The 12,472-nt window shown below is 64.2% G+C and carries 16 protein-coding genes; 11 read left to right on the top strand and 5 right to left on the bottom strand.

Annotated elements, in window-relative coordinates:
* Positions 1-63 precede the first annotated feature (63 nt).
* The 9 genes from KBW95_RS11620 (at position 64) to KBW95_RS11580 (ending at position 7,856) form a co-directional block, all read left to right on the top strand.
* Entirely contained in the window at positions 64-789 is a 726-nt protein-coding gene (locus tag KBW95_RS11620; RefSeq protein WP_211524670.1) for a YebC/PmpR family DNA-binding transcriptional regulator, read from the top strand.
* A 13-nt stretch (positions 790-802) separates the two neighbouring features.
* Complete coding sequence (purD, locus tag KBW95_RS11615) at positions 803-2,068, top strand: phosphoribosylamine--glycine ligase (protein WP_211528311.1); 1,266 nt, start codon at positions 803-805, stop codon at positions 2,066-2,068.
* Positions 2,069-2,326: 258 nt separating this feature from the next.
* Positions 2,327-3,238, top strand: coding sequence for an oxygen-dependent coproporphyrinogen oxidase (gene hemF / locus KBW95_RS11610; protein ID WP_211528310.1), 912 nt, complete (start codon positions 2,327-2,329; stop codon positions 3,236-3,238).
* The gene (nadD, locus tag KBW95_RS11605) at positions 3,235-3,882 is read left to right on the top strand and encodes a nicotinate-nucleotide adenylyltransferase (RefSeq protein ID WP_373888790.1); all 648 of its coding nucleotides are present in this window, start codon (positions 3,235-3,237) and stop codon (positions 3,880-3,882) included. Before hemF ends, nadD begins: the two co-directional genes overlap by 4 nt.
* On the top strand, positions 3,882-4,559 hold the full coding sequence (gene rsfS / locus KBW95_RS11600; RefSeq protein WP_211524666.1) for a ribosome silencing factor: 678 nt from the start codon (positions 3,882-3,884) through the stop codon (positions 4,557-4,559). Before nadD ends, rsfS begins: the two co-directional genes overlap by 1 nt.
* Positions 4,560-4,565: 6 nt before the next feature.
* Positions 4,566-5,036 carry a 23S rRNA (pseudouridine(1915)-N(3))-methyltransferase RlmH gene (gene rlmH, locus KBW95_RS11595; RefSeq protein ID WP_211524665.1) on the top strand — a complete coding sequence of 157 codons (471 nt, stop codon included), beginning with the start codon at positions 4,566-4,568 and terminating at the stop codon, positions 5,034-5,036.
* Between the two features lie 5 nt (positions 5,037-5,041).
* Positions 5,042-5,665, top strand: coding sequence for a nucleoside triphosphate pyrophosphatase (locus tag KBW95_RS11590; RefSeq protein WP_211524664.1), 624 nt, complete (start codon positions 5,042-5,044; stop codon positions 5,663-5,665).
* 93 nt (positions 5,666-5,758) lie between these two features.
* On the top strand, positions 5,759-7,222 hold the full coding sequence (gene rng / locus KBW95_RS11585; RefSeq protein WP_211524663.1) for a ribonuclease G: 1,464 nt from the start codon (positions 5,759-5,761) through the stop codon (positions 7,220-7,222).
* A gap of 4 nt (positions 7,223-7,226) precedes the next feature.
* Entirely contained in the window at positions 7,227-7,856 is a 630-nt protein-coding gene (locus KBW95_RS11580) for an N-methyl-D-aspartate receptor NMDAR2C subunit (RefSeq protein ID WP_211524662.1), read from the top strand.
* Here KBW95_RS11580 and KBW95_RS11575 read toward each other — a convergent pair.
* Complete coding sequence (locus tag KBW95_RS11575) at positions 7,846-8,673, bottom strand: trypsin-like serine protease (protein WP_211524661.1); 828 nt, start codon at positions 8,671-8,673, stop codon at positions 7,846-7,848. The two genes, KBW95_RS11580 and KBW95_RS11575, sit on opposite strands and share 11 nt — an antisense overlap.
* Positions 8,674-8,712: 39 nt before the next feature.
* On the opposite strand from KBW95_RS11575, the gene KBW95_RS11570 reads away from it, so the two are divergent.
* Together KBW95_RS11570 and KBW95_RS11565 are read left to right on the top strand one after the other, a co-directional pair.
* A complete protein-coding gene (locus KBW95_RS11570; RefSeq protein WP_211524660.1) occupies positions 8,713-9,936 on the top strand; it encodes a sensor histidine kinase in 1,224 nt (407 codons plus the stop codon).
* Between the two features lie 3 nt (positions 9,937-9,939).
* Positions 9,940-10,668, top strand: a complete 729-nt coding sequence (locus tag KBW95_RS11565; RefSeq protein WP_211524659.1) for a LytTR family DNA-binding domain-containing protein — start codon at positions 9,940-9,942, stop codon at positions 10,666-10,668.
* Between the two features lie 26 nt (positions 10,669-10,694).
* On the opposite strand, the gene KBW95_RS11560 is transcribed toward KBW95_RS11565, so the two are convergent.
* From KBW95_RS11560 to KBW95_RS11545, 4 genes are all read right to left on the bottom strand, one after another.
* Positions 10,695-11,093 (bottom strand): hypothetical protein, encoded by a 399-nt coding sequence (locus KBW95_RS11560; protein WP_211528308.1) that lies wholly within the window; start codon positions 11,091-11,093, stop codon positions 10,695-10,697.
* Positions 11,094-11,098: 5 nt separating this feature from the next.
* Positions 11,099-11,446 (bottom strand): hypothetical protein, encoded by a 348-nt coding sequence (locus KBW95_RS11555; RefSeq protein ID WP_211528307.1) that lies wholly within the window; start codon positions 11,444-11,446, stop codon positions 11,099-11,101.
* Positions 11,447-11,547: 101 nt separating this feature from the next.
* Positions 11,548-11,901 carry a hypothetical protein gene (locus KBW95_RS11550; protein WP_211528306.1) on the bottom strand — a complete coding sequence of 118 codons (354 nt, stop codon included), beginning with the start codon at positions 11,899-11,901 and terminating at the stop codon, positions 11,548-11,550.
* A gap of 122 nt (positions 11,902-12,023) precedes the next feature.
* Positions 12,024-12,428 (bottom strand): DUF1622 domain-containing protein, encoded by a 405-nt coding sequence (locus KBW95_RS11545; protein WP_229429695.1) that lies wholly within the window; start codon positions 12,426-12,428, stop codon positions 12,024-12,026.
* Between the last annotated feature and the right edge of the window lie 44 nt (positions 12,429-12,472).

The following is a 12,472-nucleotide window of genomic DNA, read 5'->3' as shown; positions in this document are numbered from 1 at the left end:
TGTCGGCCACTCTTGCATTCTGGGAGGGCGGTGGCCCTCCCTTCTCGTCTAAGGATTCTCGACATGGCTGGACACAGCAAATGGGCCAACATCAAGCATAAGAAAGCCGCCACCGACGCCAAGCGCGGCAAGATCTGGACGCGCCTGATCAAGGAAATCACCGTGGCCGCCCGCATGGGCGGCGGCGACGTCGCCACCAACCCGCGCCTGCGCCTCGCCGTGGACAAGGCGGCCGACGCGAACATGCCGAAGGATAACGTCACCCGCGCGATCCAGCGCGGATCGGGCGGCCTGGAAGGCGTCAACTACGAAGAAGTCCGCTACGAAGGCTACGGCATCGGCGGCGCGGCGATCATCGTCGACTGCATGACCGACAACCGCGTGCGTACCGTGGCCGAAGTGCGCCACGCCTTCAGCAAATTCGGCGGCAACATGGGCACCGAGGGTTCGGTGGCCTTCATGTTCAAGCACACCGGCCAGTTCCTGTTCGCGCCGGGCGTGGAAGAGGACAAGCTGATGGAAGCGGCGCTGGAAGCCGGCGCCGACGACGTGATCCCCGACGAGGAAGGCGGCTTCGAAGTGCTGTGCGACCCGTTCGCCTTCGCCGGCGTGAAGGACGCGCTGGAAAAAGCCGGCTTCAAGGCCGAAGTGGCGGAAGTCATCATGAAGCCGGCCACCGAAACCGTGTTCACCGGCGAAGACGCCCTCAAGATGCAGAAGCTGCTCGACGCGCTGGAAAACCTGGACGACGTCCAGGAGGTGTACACCAACGCCGTGATCGAAGAATAAACCGGAAGCTCCCATGAAAATCCTCGTAGTCGGCTCGGGCGGCCGTGAACACGCCCTGGCCTGGAAACTGGCCCAATCCGAACGCGTCCAGACCGTCTTCGTCGCCCCAGGCAACGGCGGCACCGAACTCGATCCGCACCTGGTCAACGTCGGGATCACGGACCCGGCGGCCCTGGCCGACTTCGTGGTGGCCGAAGGCATCAACCTGACCCTGGTGGGCCCGGAAGCGCCGCTGGCCGCCGGCATCGTCAACCTGTTCCGCGCGCGCGGCCTCAAGATCTTCGGCCCGACCAAGGAAGCGGCGCAGCTGGAAAGCTCGAAGGACTTCGCCAAGGCCTTCATGCAGCGCCACGGCATCCCGACCGCCAAGTACCAGAGCTTCTCGGACGCGGCGCAAGCGCACGACTACGTCAACGCCAACGGCGCCCCGATCGTCATCAAGGCCGACGGCCTGGCGGCCGGCAAGGGCGTGGTGGTGGCGATGACCCTGGACGAGGCCCACGCGGCCGTCGACCACATGCTGTCGGATAACGCCTTCGGCGACGCCGGCGCGCGCATCGTGATCGAGGAATTCCTGGCCGGCGAAGAAGCCAGCTTCATCGTCATGTGCGACGGCAAGAACGTGCTGCCCCTGGCCACCAGCCAGGATCACAAGCGCCTCAAGGACCAGGACGAAGGCCCGAACACGGGCGGCATGGGCGCCTACTCCCCCGCCCCGATCGTGACCCCGTCGATGCACGCGCGCGTGATGCGCGAGATCATCAACCCGACCATCCAGGGCATGGCCAAGGACGGCATCGTCTTCACCGGCTTCCTGTACGCCGGCCTGATGATCGACGCCGAAGGCAACCCGCGCACCCTGGAATTCAACTGCCGCATGGGCGACCCGGAGACGCAGCCGATCATGGCGCGCCTGAAGAGCGACCTCCTGAGCGTCGTGGACCACGCCTGCAACGGCACCCTGGACGCCGTGGAACTGGAATGGGACCGCCGCACCGCGGTGGGCGTCGTGATGGCCGCCGAAGGCTATCCGGAAAGCCCGCGCAAGGGCGACATCATCGACGGCATTCCGCCGGAGACCCCGGAATGCGTGACCTTCCACGCCGGCACCCAGATGGTGGGCGGCACCCTGCAGACCAGCGGCGGCCGCGTGCTGTGCGTGGTCGGCCTGGGCGACAGCGTCAAGATGGCGCAGAAGCAGGCCTACGATACGGTGGAGAAGATCCACTTCAACGGCGCGCAGTACCGCCGCGATATCGGGTGGCGTGGGGTGAAGTAAGTCCGCGTTATCGCTGAGCTCTCGCCAGCGGGTACGCACACAAACTTGGGTTCCGGCCTGCGCCGGAACGACGTGCTAAGGGACGTGGCCGAAATCAGATCAGCGATTTTCAGCCACCCGCTTCAAGACCGTCGTTCCGGCGAAGGCCGGAACCCAAGTTTCTTCGAGCAGCCGAAACACCCAGCGAACACCAAACATCTCAACACCTTAACGGCAGGTGTACAATCTGCCCACTTTTCACAAGCTTATCCGATCCGCATGTCCACCCCGTCCCCCCACGCCGTCAAAGCCTGGCTGCTCGCGCTCCAGGCCCGCATCGTGCAAGCCCTCGAGGAAGTCGACGGCAAGCCCTTCCTGCGCGACGCCTGGGAACGGCCGGAAGGCGGCGGCGGGATCTCGCGCCTGATCGAGGAAGGCAATGTGATCGAGCGCGGCGGGGTGAATTTCTCGCACGTGATGGGCGCCAGCCTGCCGCCGTCGGCCATGGCCGCGCGCCCGGAACTGGCGGGCCGCGCCTGGGAAGCCATGGGCGTGTCGCTGGTCCTGCACCCGCGTAACCCCTACGCCCCCACCGTGCACATGAACGTGCGCTTCTTCGAAGCCACGGCGGAAGGCAAGGAACCGGTCTGGTGGTTCGGCGGCGGCATGGACCTGACGCCCTACTACGGCAACGCGATCGATGTCCGCCACTTCCACCAGGCCTGCCACGACGCGCTCGCGCCCTATGGCGGCGACCTGCACGCGCGCTTCAAGAAGTGGTGCGACGAATACTTCTACCTGAAGCACCGCAAGGAGCCGCGCGGCGTGGGCGGCATCTTCTTCGACGACTTCAACGAAGTGGACTTCGACCAGTCCTTCGCGATGGTCCAGAGCGTGGGCGACAGCTTCCTCGGCGCCTACCTGCCGATCCTGAAGGCGCGCAAGGACACGCCCTACGGCGAACGCGAACGCGACTTCCAGGCTTACCGCCGGGGCCGCTATGTCGAGTTCAACCTGGTCTGGGACCGCGGCACCCTGTTCGGCCTGCAGTCGGGCGGCCGCACCGAGGCCATCCTGATGTCGATGCCGCCGATCGTGAAATGGCGCTACGACTGGCATCCGGAACCCGGCAGCCTCGAGGCCCAGCTGTATTCGGACTTCCTGGTCCACCGGGACTGGCTGGCGTCGTGACCTTCTGCGTTGCCTTGCTGGGAGGAAGTTTTGACCCAGTGCATCACGGCCACGTCGCACTGGCCGAGCTGTTCGCCGATCTGCTGCAACCCGACCAGCTGCGCGTACTGCCGGCCCGTCCTTGGCAAAAAGGCGCGCTGCAGGCCAGCGATGCGGACCGCGTCGCCATGCTGGAACTGGCCTTCAAGGACAAGCCTTTCCCGGTGCTGCTGGATCTGCAGGAAATCGAGCGCGGCCAGCCGACCTACACGGTGGACACCCTGCGCGCCCTGCGCGCCGAGCTGGGCCCGGACGCTTCCATCGTGTTCCTGATGGGCGCCGACCAGCTGCAAAAGCTCGACAGCTGGCGCGAATGGCATGCGCTGTTCGACCTGGCCAGCCTGGGCGTGGCCGCACGCCCCGGCTACGAGCTGGCCAGCGACAAGCTGCCGCCCGCCGTCGCCCAAGAATTGTCCGCGCGGCTTGCAACGCCGGACGCAGTGCGGAATAGCCCGCACGGAAAAGTTTGTCTGGCGCATACGCTGGCGGTCGATATTTCCGCCACCCGGATCCGCGAGGCCCTGCGCTCGGGCGCAGACGCTAGCGCGCTGGTGATGGCGCAAGTGCTAGACTATATTCAACAACACAACCTATATAAAAACTAATGGATATCAAGAAACTGCAAACGCTGGTCGTCGACGCCCTGGAAGACGTCAAGGGCCAGGACATCGTCCTGTTCGACACCACCCACCTGACCAGCCTGTTCGACCGCATCGCCGTGGTCTCGGGCACCTCGAACCGCCAGACCAAGGCGCTGGCTGCGTCGGTGCGCGACAAGGTCAAGGCCGCAGGCGGCGACGTGGTTGGCCTGGAAGGCGAAGACACCGGCGAATGGGTGCTGGTGGACCTGGGCGACATGATCGTCCACATCATGCAGCCGGCGATCCGCCAGTACTACCGCCTGGAAGAAATCTGGGGCGAGAAGCCGGTCAAGCTGGGCGCGGCCAAGCGCAAGTCGACCCCGGAAGCGGCGGAAGCGGACGCGCCGAAGACCAAGTCCAAGCACCTGGCGGCCAACCAGGAGCAGCCGGAAGCCAAGCCGGTGCGCGAGCGCAAGCCCGCGGCCAAGAAAGCTGCAACCGAAACCGCCGCCAAGAAACCGGCCGCCAAAAAGGTCCCGACCGGCAAGACCGTCAAGGTAGCGCCGAGCAAGAGCGAAACCGCGGCCGTCGAAGCGCTGAAGGCCAAGCCGCCGAAGCGCGCCGCCAAGACGGCAGCGCCGGCAGCCGACGAGGCGCCGGTGAAGAAGGTGATCCGCCGCGTGAAGAAAGCGGCCGAGTAAGCCTTCATGCAGTTGATGATTGTTGCGGTCGGCCACAAGATGCCGGCCTGGATCGAGACCGGCTTTGCCGAGTACGTCAAGCGCATGCCGCCCGAGCTGCGCATCGTGCTCAAGGAAATCAAGCCGGTCGAACGGTCCGGCAGCAAGACGGCGGCCACCGCGATGGCGCTCGAACGCGAGCGCATCGAAGCGGTGCTGCCGAAAGGCGTGCGCATCATTGCACTGGATGAGCGCGGCAAGGACCTGACCAGTGTCGGCCTGTCGCGCCAGCTGGAGCAATGGCAGCAGGACGGGCGCGACACCGCCTTCCTGATCGGCGGGGCCGACGGCCTCGATCCGGAGCTGAAGGCGCGCGCCGAAGGCATGATCCGCATCTCCAGCATGACGCTGCCGCACGGAATCGTGCGCGTCATGCTGGCGGAACAGTTGTACCGTGCCTGGACCATCACCCAGAACCATCCTTACCACCGCGTCTGAGCGCCATGTTCACGAGACCTAACGACAAGAAAATCTATCTCGCCTCCAAGAGCCCGCGCAGGCGCGAACTGCTGCGCCAGATCGGCGTCGACTTCGAACTGCTGGCCCTGCGCAACGACCCGGTGCGCGGCGCCGACGTCAGTGAAGACGTGCATGCGGGCGAGGCGCCCGTGGACTACGTGGCCCGCGTGGCGCGCGAAAAAGGCGCCTTCGCCTGGAACATGGTGCTGAGCCGGCGCCAGCCGCTGCGCCCGGTGCTGTCGGCCGACACCACCGTCACCATCGACGGCCAGATCCTTGGCAAGCCGGCCAACACCAGGGAAGCGGTGGAGATGCTGGAACGCCTGTCCGGCCGCACCCATGAGGTGCTGACCTCGGTGGCCGTGCACGGCATGAACATCGCCGAGCAGATCACCCAAGTGTCGACCGTGCGCTTCGCCAAGCTCACGCCGGAACAGATCCGCGCCTACTGCGCCTCGCCCGAGCCCTACGACAAGGCCGGCGGCTACGGCATCCAGGGCGCGGCGGCGGTCTTCATCGAGCACATCGAAGGCAGCCACTCCGGCATCATGGGCCTGCCGCTGTTCGAGACGGCGAACCTGCTGCGCAAAGCCGGCTACGTCCTGTAAATACGCCGCGCATCATCCTGGTCCTGGCGGCTCCGCCGCCGGGCCAACCACCGTGTATCATGTCACTCTGAACAACATTGCACGGCTGGGTCCATGAACGAAGACATCCTCATCAACATCACACCGCAGGAAACGCGCGTCGCGCTGGTCCTGCAGGGCGCGGTTCAGGAGCTGCACATCGAGCGCACGCTCACGCGCGGGTTGGCGGGGAATATCTACCTGGGCAAGGTCGTGCGCGTGCTGCCGGGCATGCAATCTGCCTTCATCGACATCGGCCTGGAACGCGCCGCCTTCCTGCACGTGGCCGACATCTGGGAAGCGCGCAGCCACGAAGGCAACGGCACCCCTCCTACCCCCATCGAAAAGCTGCTGTTCGACGGCCAGGTATTGACGGTGCAGGTGATCAAGGACCCGATCGGCACCAAGGGTGCGCGCCTGTCGACCCAGATCTCGATCGCCGGCCGCATGCTCGTCTACCTGCCGCAGGACCAGCACATCGGCATCTCGCAAAAGATCGAGAAGGAAGCCGACCGCGAACTGCTGCGCACCCGCATGCAGAACCTGCTGCCGAGCGAGGAAAAAGGCGGCTACATCGTGCGCACCCAGGCGGAGGAAGCCTCGGACGAGGACCTGAAGGCCGACATCGACTACCTGCGCAAGACCTGGGGCGCCATCGTCCAGGGCGCGCGCACCAAGCCGCCCACCACCCTGCTCTACCAGGACCTGAGCCTGGCCCAGCGCGTGCTGCGCGACTTCGTGCACGACGAGACGGCCACCATCCAGGTCGACTCGCGCGAGAACTACCTGAAGCTGGTCGACTTCGCCCAGGTGTACACGCCCAGCGTGCTGTCGCGCCTGACCCACTACACCGGCGAGCGTCCGCTGTTCGACCTCTACGGCGTCGAGGAAGAAATCCTGCGCGCCCTGGGCCGCCGCGTCGATTTGAAATCCGGCGGCTACCTGATCGTCGACCAGACCGAGGCGATGACGACCATCGACGTCAACACCGGTGGCTTCGTGGGCGGACGCAACTTCGCCGACACCATCTTCAAGACCAACCTGGAAGCGGCGCACGCGATCGCGCGCCAGCTGCGCCTGCGGAACCTGGGCGGCATCATCATCCTCGACTTCATCGACATGGAGAACAACGAGCACCGCAACGCGGTGCTGGCCGAGCTGAAGAAGACCCTGGCGCGCGACCGCACGAAAGTCTCGGTGAGCGGCTTCTCCGCCCTCGGCCTGGTCGAGATGACGCGCAAGCGCACCCGCGAATCGCTGGCCCATATCCTGTGCGAACCCTGCCCCGCCTGCTCCGGCAAGGGCCAGGTCAAGACCAGCCGCACGATCTGCTACGAGATCCTGCGCGAGCTGCTGCGCGAAGCCAAGCAGTTCAACCCGCGCGAATTCCGCATCGTCGCCTCGCAGGAGGTGGTCGACCTGTTCCTGGAAGAGGAATCCCAGCACCTGGCGATGCTGGGCGACTTCATCGGCAAGCGCATTTCGCTGCAGGTGGAGAAGGGTTACCACCAGGAGCAGTACGACGTCATCCTGATGTAAGGCCATGGACGGCTTGAGGGCACGCTGGGCGGCGCTGTGGCAGAGGATGGACCTGCCGGAACCGGAAGGCCTGTGCGGCGCGCTGCTGGACGCCTACAGCGAGGCGCAGCGCCACTATCACACCCTCCAGCACCTCGGCGAATGCCTGGCGCTTGCCGAGACCTTCAGGGCCGAGGCGGAGCGCTTCGACGAGATCGAACTGGCGCTGTGGTTCCACGACGCCGTCTACGATGTGCGCGCGCACGACAACGAAGCCCGTTCGGCGCACTGGGCAGTCACGGCGCTGCACGCCGCAGGACTCGGCGAGCAGGCCTGCAGCCGCATCCACGACCTGGTCATGGCGACTTGCCACAACGCCCTCCCCGGCACACGGGACGCGGCCCTGCTGACCGACATCGACCTGTCCATCCTCGGCGCTCCCGAGGCGCGCTTCGCCGAATACGAACAGCAGATCCGGGCCGAATATGCCTGGGTGGCGCCGGACATCTACGCCGCCAGGCGCCGCGCCGTTCTCCAGGCATTTCTCGAGCGTGAGCCCATCTATGCGACGCCCGCGCTACGTCGTCGCTTCGAGGAGCAGGCGCGCCGCAATCTTTCGCACGCCATCGGCCATCCAGAGAAACCTAGTTCCTGAAACCGGGTGAACCCTTTGTTGCAATCTCCTGTTGTATCCACTGCAGATAACGAGACACGCGAACGGCAAAGCTTTTGCTGCCGTACCTGCCGGACTGCCACGCACTGACCTTACCTTCAGCAAACACCCAGGATGTCAGCCCCGCCAGCCTCCATTCGCCGTCCTCTTCGATGAGGATCGGGCCGCCGCTGTCTCCGTTCCCGCTCGTGCCTTCGAGCGGATGCGCGCCTGGCCCGGAATCGAACACATAGCCAAGCCAGCGCGCATCGGCGCTGCCGACGACATTGAATGCGCGCCGCATCGCAGTACGGTGCGCGCTGTGCGGCTCCAGCCCACGCTCGCCGGTGCCGGTAGCACCCATTCCCATTACCTGCATGAGCTTGCCCGCTTCGTCATCGCCGCGGTAGAGCGCGAGCGGCTGCACATCGGTGACGGGTTCCGACAACTTGATCAAGGCGATGTCATCGGATGCGGCCAGATGCGCTATCCCGTGGGCGGCATCCGCCTCGGCTGCCGTCAGCGCCTTCGGCAGCGGCTTGTAGCCCTTGTGGACGATCAGGCGCTCGACTTTGCGGCATGCGCCGTTCAGCATGATCTCCGTCACCGGATGCCATTGGGTCGCGTGCGCGGCGGTGAGAACCCATTGCGGCGCGATCAGGACGCCATGGCCCTCATGAGGCAAGTTGGCGATGGCCCGCATCGGCGTTTCCTGGACCCGGTACTTCAGGTCGGCGACATCGTGCCGGATAACCACGGCCAGCGCGGGCAGAGAGACCGCCAGCAAAGCGCAGGCAAGGAAGTGTTTGAGCTTGGGCATGGAAGGAGTTTGTTAGGTTAACGAAAACGAGACGCCTTGATGAACAAGACGACCCAGTGTGACGGCCGCCTCCGCCCATGGCGATGCCGGCCGCTGCATGGCGCCGTCGTTTCGCTGCATTTTTTGCAAACCGTTCACTTTTTCGTTTATCGTTCACGCATGCAGACTTCCACTTCAGCCCCCATTCTTCCTGGCCGCTGGATGTCACGCGACTGGTTCTGGGCCGCCGTGGCGTGGTCGGGCATCGGCCTGTTCGACGCGATACAAACGCTGATCGTCATGAAGTCCGGCGGCATGCACCATGCCTGGCCGGAGCTGTTCTGCTTCCGGATGCTGTACTGGCTGGTCTGGGCCGTGGCCACGCCGGCGGTTCTGCGGCTGGGCATGCGCATCGCCGCGCAAGATGCGCAGCGCCTCGGGTGGCCCGGCCATCTTCTTGCCTGCCTGGGCATCGGCTTACTGTCCGCGCTGTGGACCGCTGTACTCGAACAGGCCCTCGACCCGTGGCTGGCGACACCGCCGCCGTCCTGGCGCGAGCTATGGCGCCAGCACTTCGTCAACGGCATGCTGACCAGCGTGGTGCTGTACGTGACGACGCTGGCCATCGGCTATGGCGTACGCGCCCGCGAAGGGCTGATGCTGGAGCGGGCCAAGCGCGCGCAGTTGAACGAGCAGCTCGTCCAGGCACAGCTCGACGCCTTGCGGCGCCAGATCGAGCCGCATTTCCTGTTTAACTCCCTGAATACGATCACGGGCCTGGTCCGCGAGCGGCGCAACGACGCCGCCGTGGGCATGATCACGGGGCTCAGCGAGCTGCTGCGCCGGGTGCTCGCGGACGCCGACCGCAACCTGGCCACACTGGACGAAGAGCTGGCCTTCCTGGACAAATACCTCGCCATCCAGAAAATGCGTTTCGGCGAGCGGCTGCACTACAGTGTCGACGCGCCGCCGGCCCTCCTGTCGGCGCAGGTGCCGACCCTGCTGCTCCAGCCCCTCGTCGAAAACGCCTTTAAACACGGCCTTGCCCACCGGCCGGAAAGCGGCAGAATCGGCGTGACGATCGGTACGGCGGCCGACAGATTATCGATAGCGGTCTACAACGATGGACCGCCTTTGCCGGCCGCCGTCCCGGCAGGCCGGATCGGCCTGGCGAACGTGCGCCAGCGTCTCGCGAGTCTCTACGATGGGAACTTTACGCTCGACCTGTGCAACCGTGGCGATGGGGTCGAGGTCAGGATTACCCTTCCACTTGTTCATTCCTGAGCCATGCAAGACGCTGCCCGAACAATCCGCGCGCTCATCGTCGACGACGAGGCGCCCGCACGCGCCAACCTGAAGGAGCTGCTGCGCCGGCACGCCGATATCGAGCTGGCTGGCGAATACGACCAGGGCAAGGCGGCGGCCGACGCCATGCGGGCATGCAGGCCGGATCTGGTCTTCCTCGATGTCCAGATGCCGGGCTGCGATGGTTTCGACGTGCTGGAGATGCTGGGCGCGAACCTGCCGCCTGCCGTCATCTTCGTGACCGCCTATGACAGCTATGCGTTGAAGGCATTCGATGCGGGTGCGCTGGACTACCTGCTCAAGCCGTACAGCGACGAGCGCTTCGACATGGCCTTGGCGAGGGCGAGGGAGAAGCTGACGACAAACAGGAAATCCGATCAGCGTCTCGTCCTCAAGAATGCGGGGCAAGTCCTGTTCCTGCCGATTCCCGACATCGACTGGATCGGAGCGGCGGATTACTACGCGTCCTTGCATGTCGGGACGCAGGTGCACTTGATGCGCCGCGGCCTGGCGGAACTTGAGGCGGATCTGGACCCTGCGCTCTTTTGCAGGATCCACCGGTCGACCATGATCAACCTCGATCGATTACAGGCGATCGAGTTGAATGCGGATGGGGAGCACGAGGCGGTGCTGAAAAGCGGTGTCCGGCTCAGGATAAGCCGGAGCTACCGTAAGCAGTTGATGCAGCGGATGGGAGTGCTCCAGACATGACGTAGGTGGCGGAACGCGCGGTGAAGTCAATCCATGTCCTCTTGCAGTGGTCCTTTGAAGCGCTTTTCCCTTGGCACCAGTTTCTGACGTGCCTTTCGCAACAGGGCGGACACTTGCTGAGGCTTGTTCATGCCTCTCATCGCACGGAACTTCAGTTTCCTGCCGACATAGTCAGCCAAGGGAGAATCAGGAATCTTTCGCCAAGAATTCGTCCCCGTCTTCCGGGCGATCGGATCGGCATCGTCGAGGAGTGCAAGTGATCGGGTCAGTGCAACATTTTGTGCATGCCGGAGGGACCGCATTGCAAGCGCCTTTCTGCTGGCGATTGCCTTCCTGCTCGAGGAGCGGGACTCCGCAAAGGTATTTCGCCGGTCCTTTTTATAACGCAAGACTTTCTTCTCTTGCGGGGTCAAAAAGCGTTTCATGGTTTTCAATAGGGAGGACACCGCCCGAACTGTCCGCTCGCGCGTCTCCCGCAATAAATCGAGACATGCCCCGCTTCCACCAATAGTGAGAACGATTTCTGCGTGAAGCTGAACTGTTTCCAAGGGATGAAAATGCCCCGCTCGGCGTCATCGATATAGGCCTCAGGAGCGGCCTCGATTGAACACTGGCCAGGCATGCCACATGGCATGCCATGAAGAGAATCGTCCTCATCGCTCCGCTCCAGCACCCCATCGACGCGAAACAGCCGGACATCATGAAACTCGAATACCACTTCCGCACGCGCCGAATCGCGAGAACCCCAGCTTGGAGGGACCTGTTCAGGAAGCTGCATGAATTGACCGGCAATCGCTACGTCGTCGAACTGCGCGCGCCATGCATAGGGGGCGAAGGTGGACAGCGGCGGCGCTTTGCCTTCCCACGCGCTGTCTCTACTTAAACAACGATCATTTCAGGATAAAACTGGACACTTTTGAACTCGGCGGAAGTGTCGTGCAGGCGCAGCTTCAAGGCATCTTTGAAATGGATTTCCAGTAGCCGTTCATCGAGTACGGCATAGCCCTCGATGATCGCGTCGAGCAGCACTTGAAAGCTGGCGGTCGACCACTTCCCCTCCTGATCCCATGCCGAAATCATTTCTCCACCCTGGAAAACCTCCACCAGGGCCTGGGTACAGATTGCGCGCCCTGAACCAAAACGAAATTGCACATCGAAACGGCCGAGACAGATCTGCTGTATCTCCGACCCGACAATATCGTCCAAGTCCAGGTCACGGGGAAAACCATACATCGCATCCTTTCGTGTAGTCCGTCCAGGGTTGGGTGTCCGCCATTGAACGATGCGGAGGGTCGAAGAGTTCGGTGTACGAGGGTGTTGCTCTCAGAGCAAGGCAGAGGGATTGTTTGAGGCGATTACTCCGCACGCCTGCTTCCGGCGCGGTGCAAGTTGGACTCTTCGCCCACGCCTTCCTCCCTGATCTCCTTGCTCAGGAAGTAGTTCAGGCCAGTCCGGATGACAGCGATGGCAGCCAGCTTGCCGATCCGGTCCCAGGTCGGCGCCACCGAGGTGGACAGGATATCGGCGGCCAGCTGCAGTTCGAGAGCCATGGTCAGGTAACGGGCGAAGGTGAGCCGGATCGGCATGAAGCCGCCGCTCTGCCGCGACAGCAGGTGCCGGACCAGCCCGGCGACGACGAGCACGACCCCGGCTGCGATCACCAGCGCGCCGAGCGCCTCCACCACCAGCCGCAGCCATTCGACACTGGCGCGCACCTGCTCTTCGATGTGCGGAAACAAACCGTCCTCCGAGTGTGTCAATACCGCCTCGACTTTAGCCTTTCCGCGCCCCAGGCCGCGCGCCG

The organism is Massilia sp. ZL223 (assembly GCF_018119395.1).
GTDB lineage: Bacteria > Pseudomonadota > Gammaproteobacteria > Burkholderiales > Burkholderiaceae_D > Telluria.
The sequence above is the reverse complement of the archived record's forward strand: the minus strand, read 5'-3'. Positions and strand labels throughout refer to the sequence as shown.

What these genes read in the sequence shown, in the direction of transcription:
- KBW95_RS11620 (WP_211524670.1), top strand. Translation starts at nt 64, where the DNA reads ATGGCTGGACACAGCAAATGGGCCAACATCAAGCATAAGAAAGCCGCC.
- purD (WP_211528311.1), top strand. Translation starts at nt 803, where the DNA reads ATGAAAATCCTCGTAGTCGGCTCGGGCGGCCGTGAACACGCCCTGGCC.
- hemF (WP_211528310.1), top strand. Translation starts at nt 2,327, where the DNA reads ATGTCCACCCCGTCCCCCCACGCCGTCAAAGCCTGGCTGCTCGCGCTC.
- rsfS (WP_211524666.1), top strand. Translation starts at nt 3,882, where the DNA reads ATGGATATCAAGAAACTGCAAACGCTGGTCGTCGACGCCCTGGAAGAC.
- rlmH (WP_211524665.1), top strand. Translation starts at nt 4,566, where the DNA reads ATGCAGTTGATGATTGTTGCGGTCGGCCACAAGATGCCGGCCTGGATC.
- KBW95_RS11590 (WP_211524664.1), top strand. Translation starts at nt 5,042, where the DNA reads ATGTTCACGAGACCTAACGACAAGAAAATCTATCTCGCCTCCAAGAGC.
- rng (WP_211524663.1), top strand. Translation starts at nt 5,759, where the DNA reads ATGAACGAAGACATCCTCATCAACATCACACCGCAGGAAACGCGCGTC.
- KBW95_RS11580 (WP_211524662.1), top strand. Translation starts at nt 7,227, where the DNA reads ATGGACGGCTTGAGGGCACGCTGGGCGGCGCTGTGGCAGAGGATGGAC.
- KBW95_RS11575 (WP_211524661.1), bottom strand. Translation starts at nt 8,673, where the DNA reads ATGCCCAAGCTCAAACACTTCCTTGCCTGCGCTTTGCTGGCGGTCTCT.
- KBW95_RS11570 (WP_211524660.1), top strand. Translation starts at nt 8,713, where the DNA reads ATGAACAAGACGACCCAGTGTGACGGCCGCCTCCGCCCATGGCGATGC.
- KBW95_RS11565 (WP_211524659.1), top strand. Translation starts at nt 9,940, where the DNA reads ATGCAAGACGCTGCCCGAACAATCCGCGCGCTCATCGTCGACGACGAG.
- KBW95_RS11560 (WP_211528308.1), bottom strand. Translation starts at nt 11,093, where the DNA reads ATGAAACGCTTTTTGACCCCGCAAGAGAAGAAAGTCTTGCGTTATAAA.
- KBW95_RS11555 (WP_211528307.1), bottom strand. Translation starts at nt 11,446, where the DNA reads ATGCAGCTTCCTGAACAGGTCCCTCCAAGCTGGGGTTCTCGCGATTCG.
- KBW95_RS11550 (WP_211528306.1), bottom strand. Translation starts at nt 11,901, where the DNA reads ATGTATGGTTTTCCCCGTGACCTGGACTTGGACGATATTGTCGGGTCG.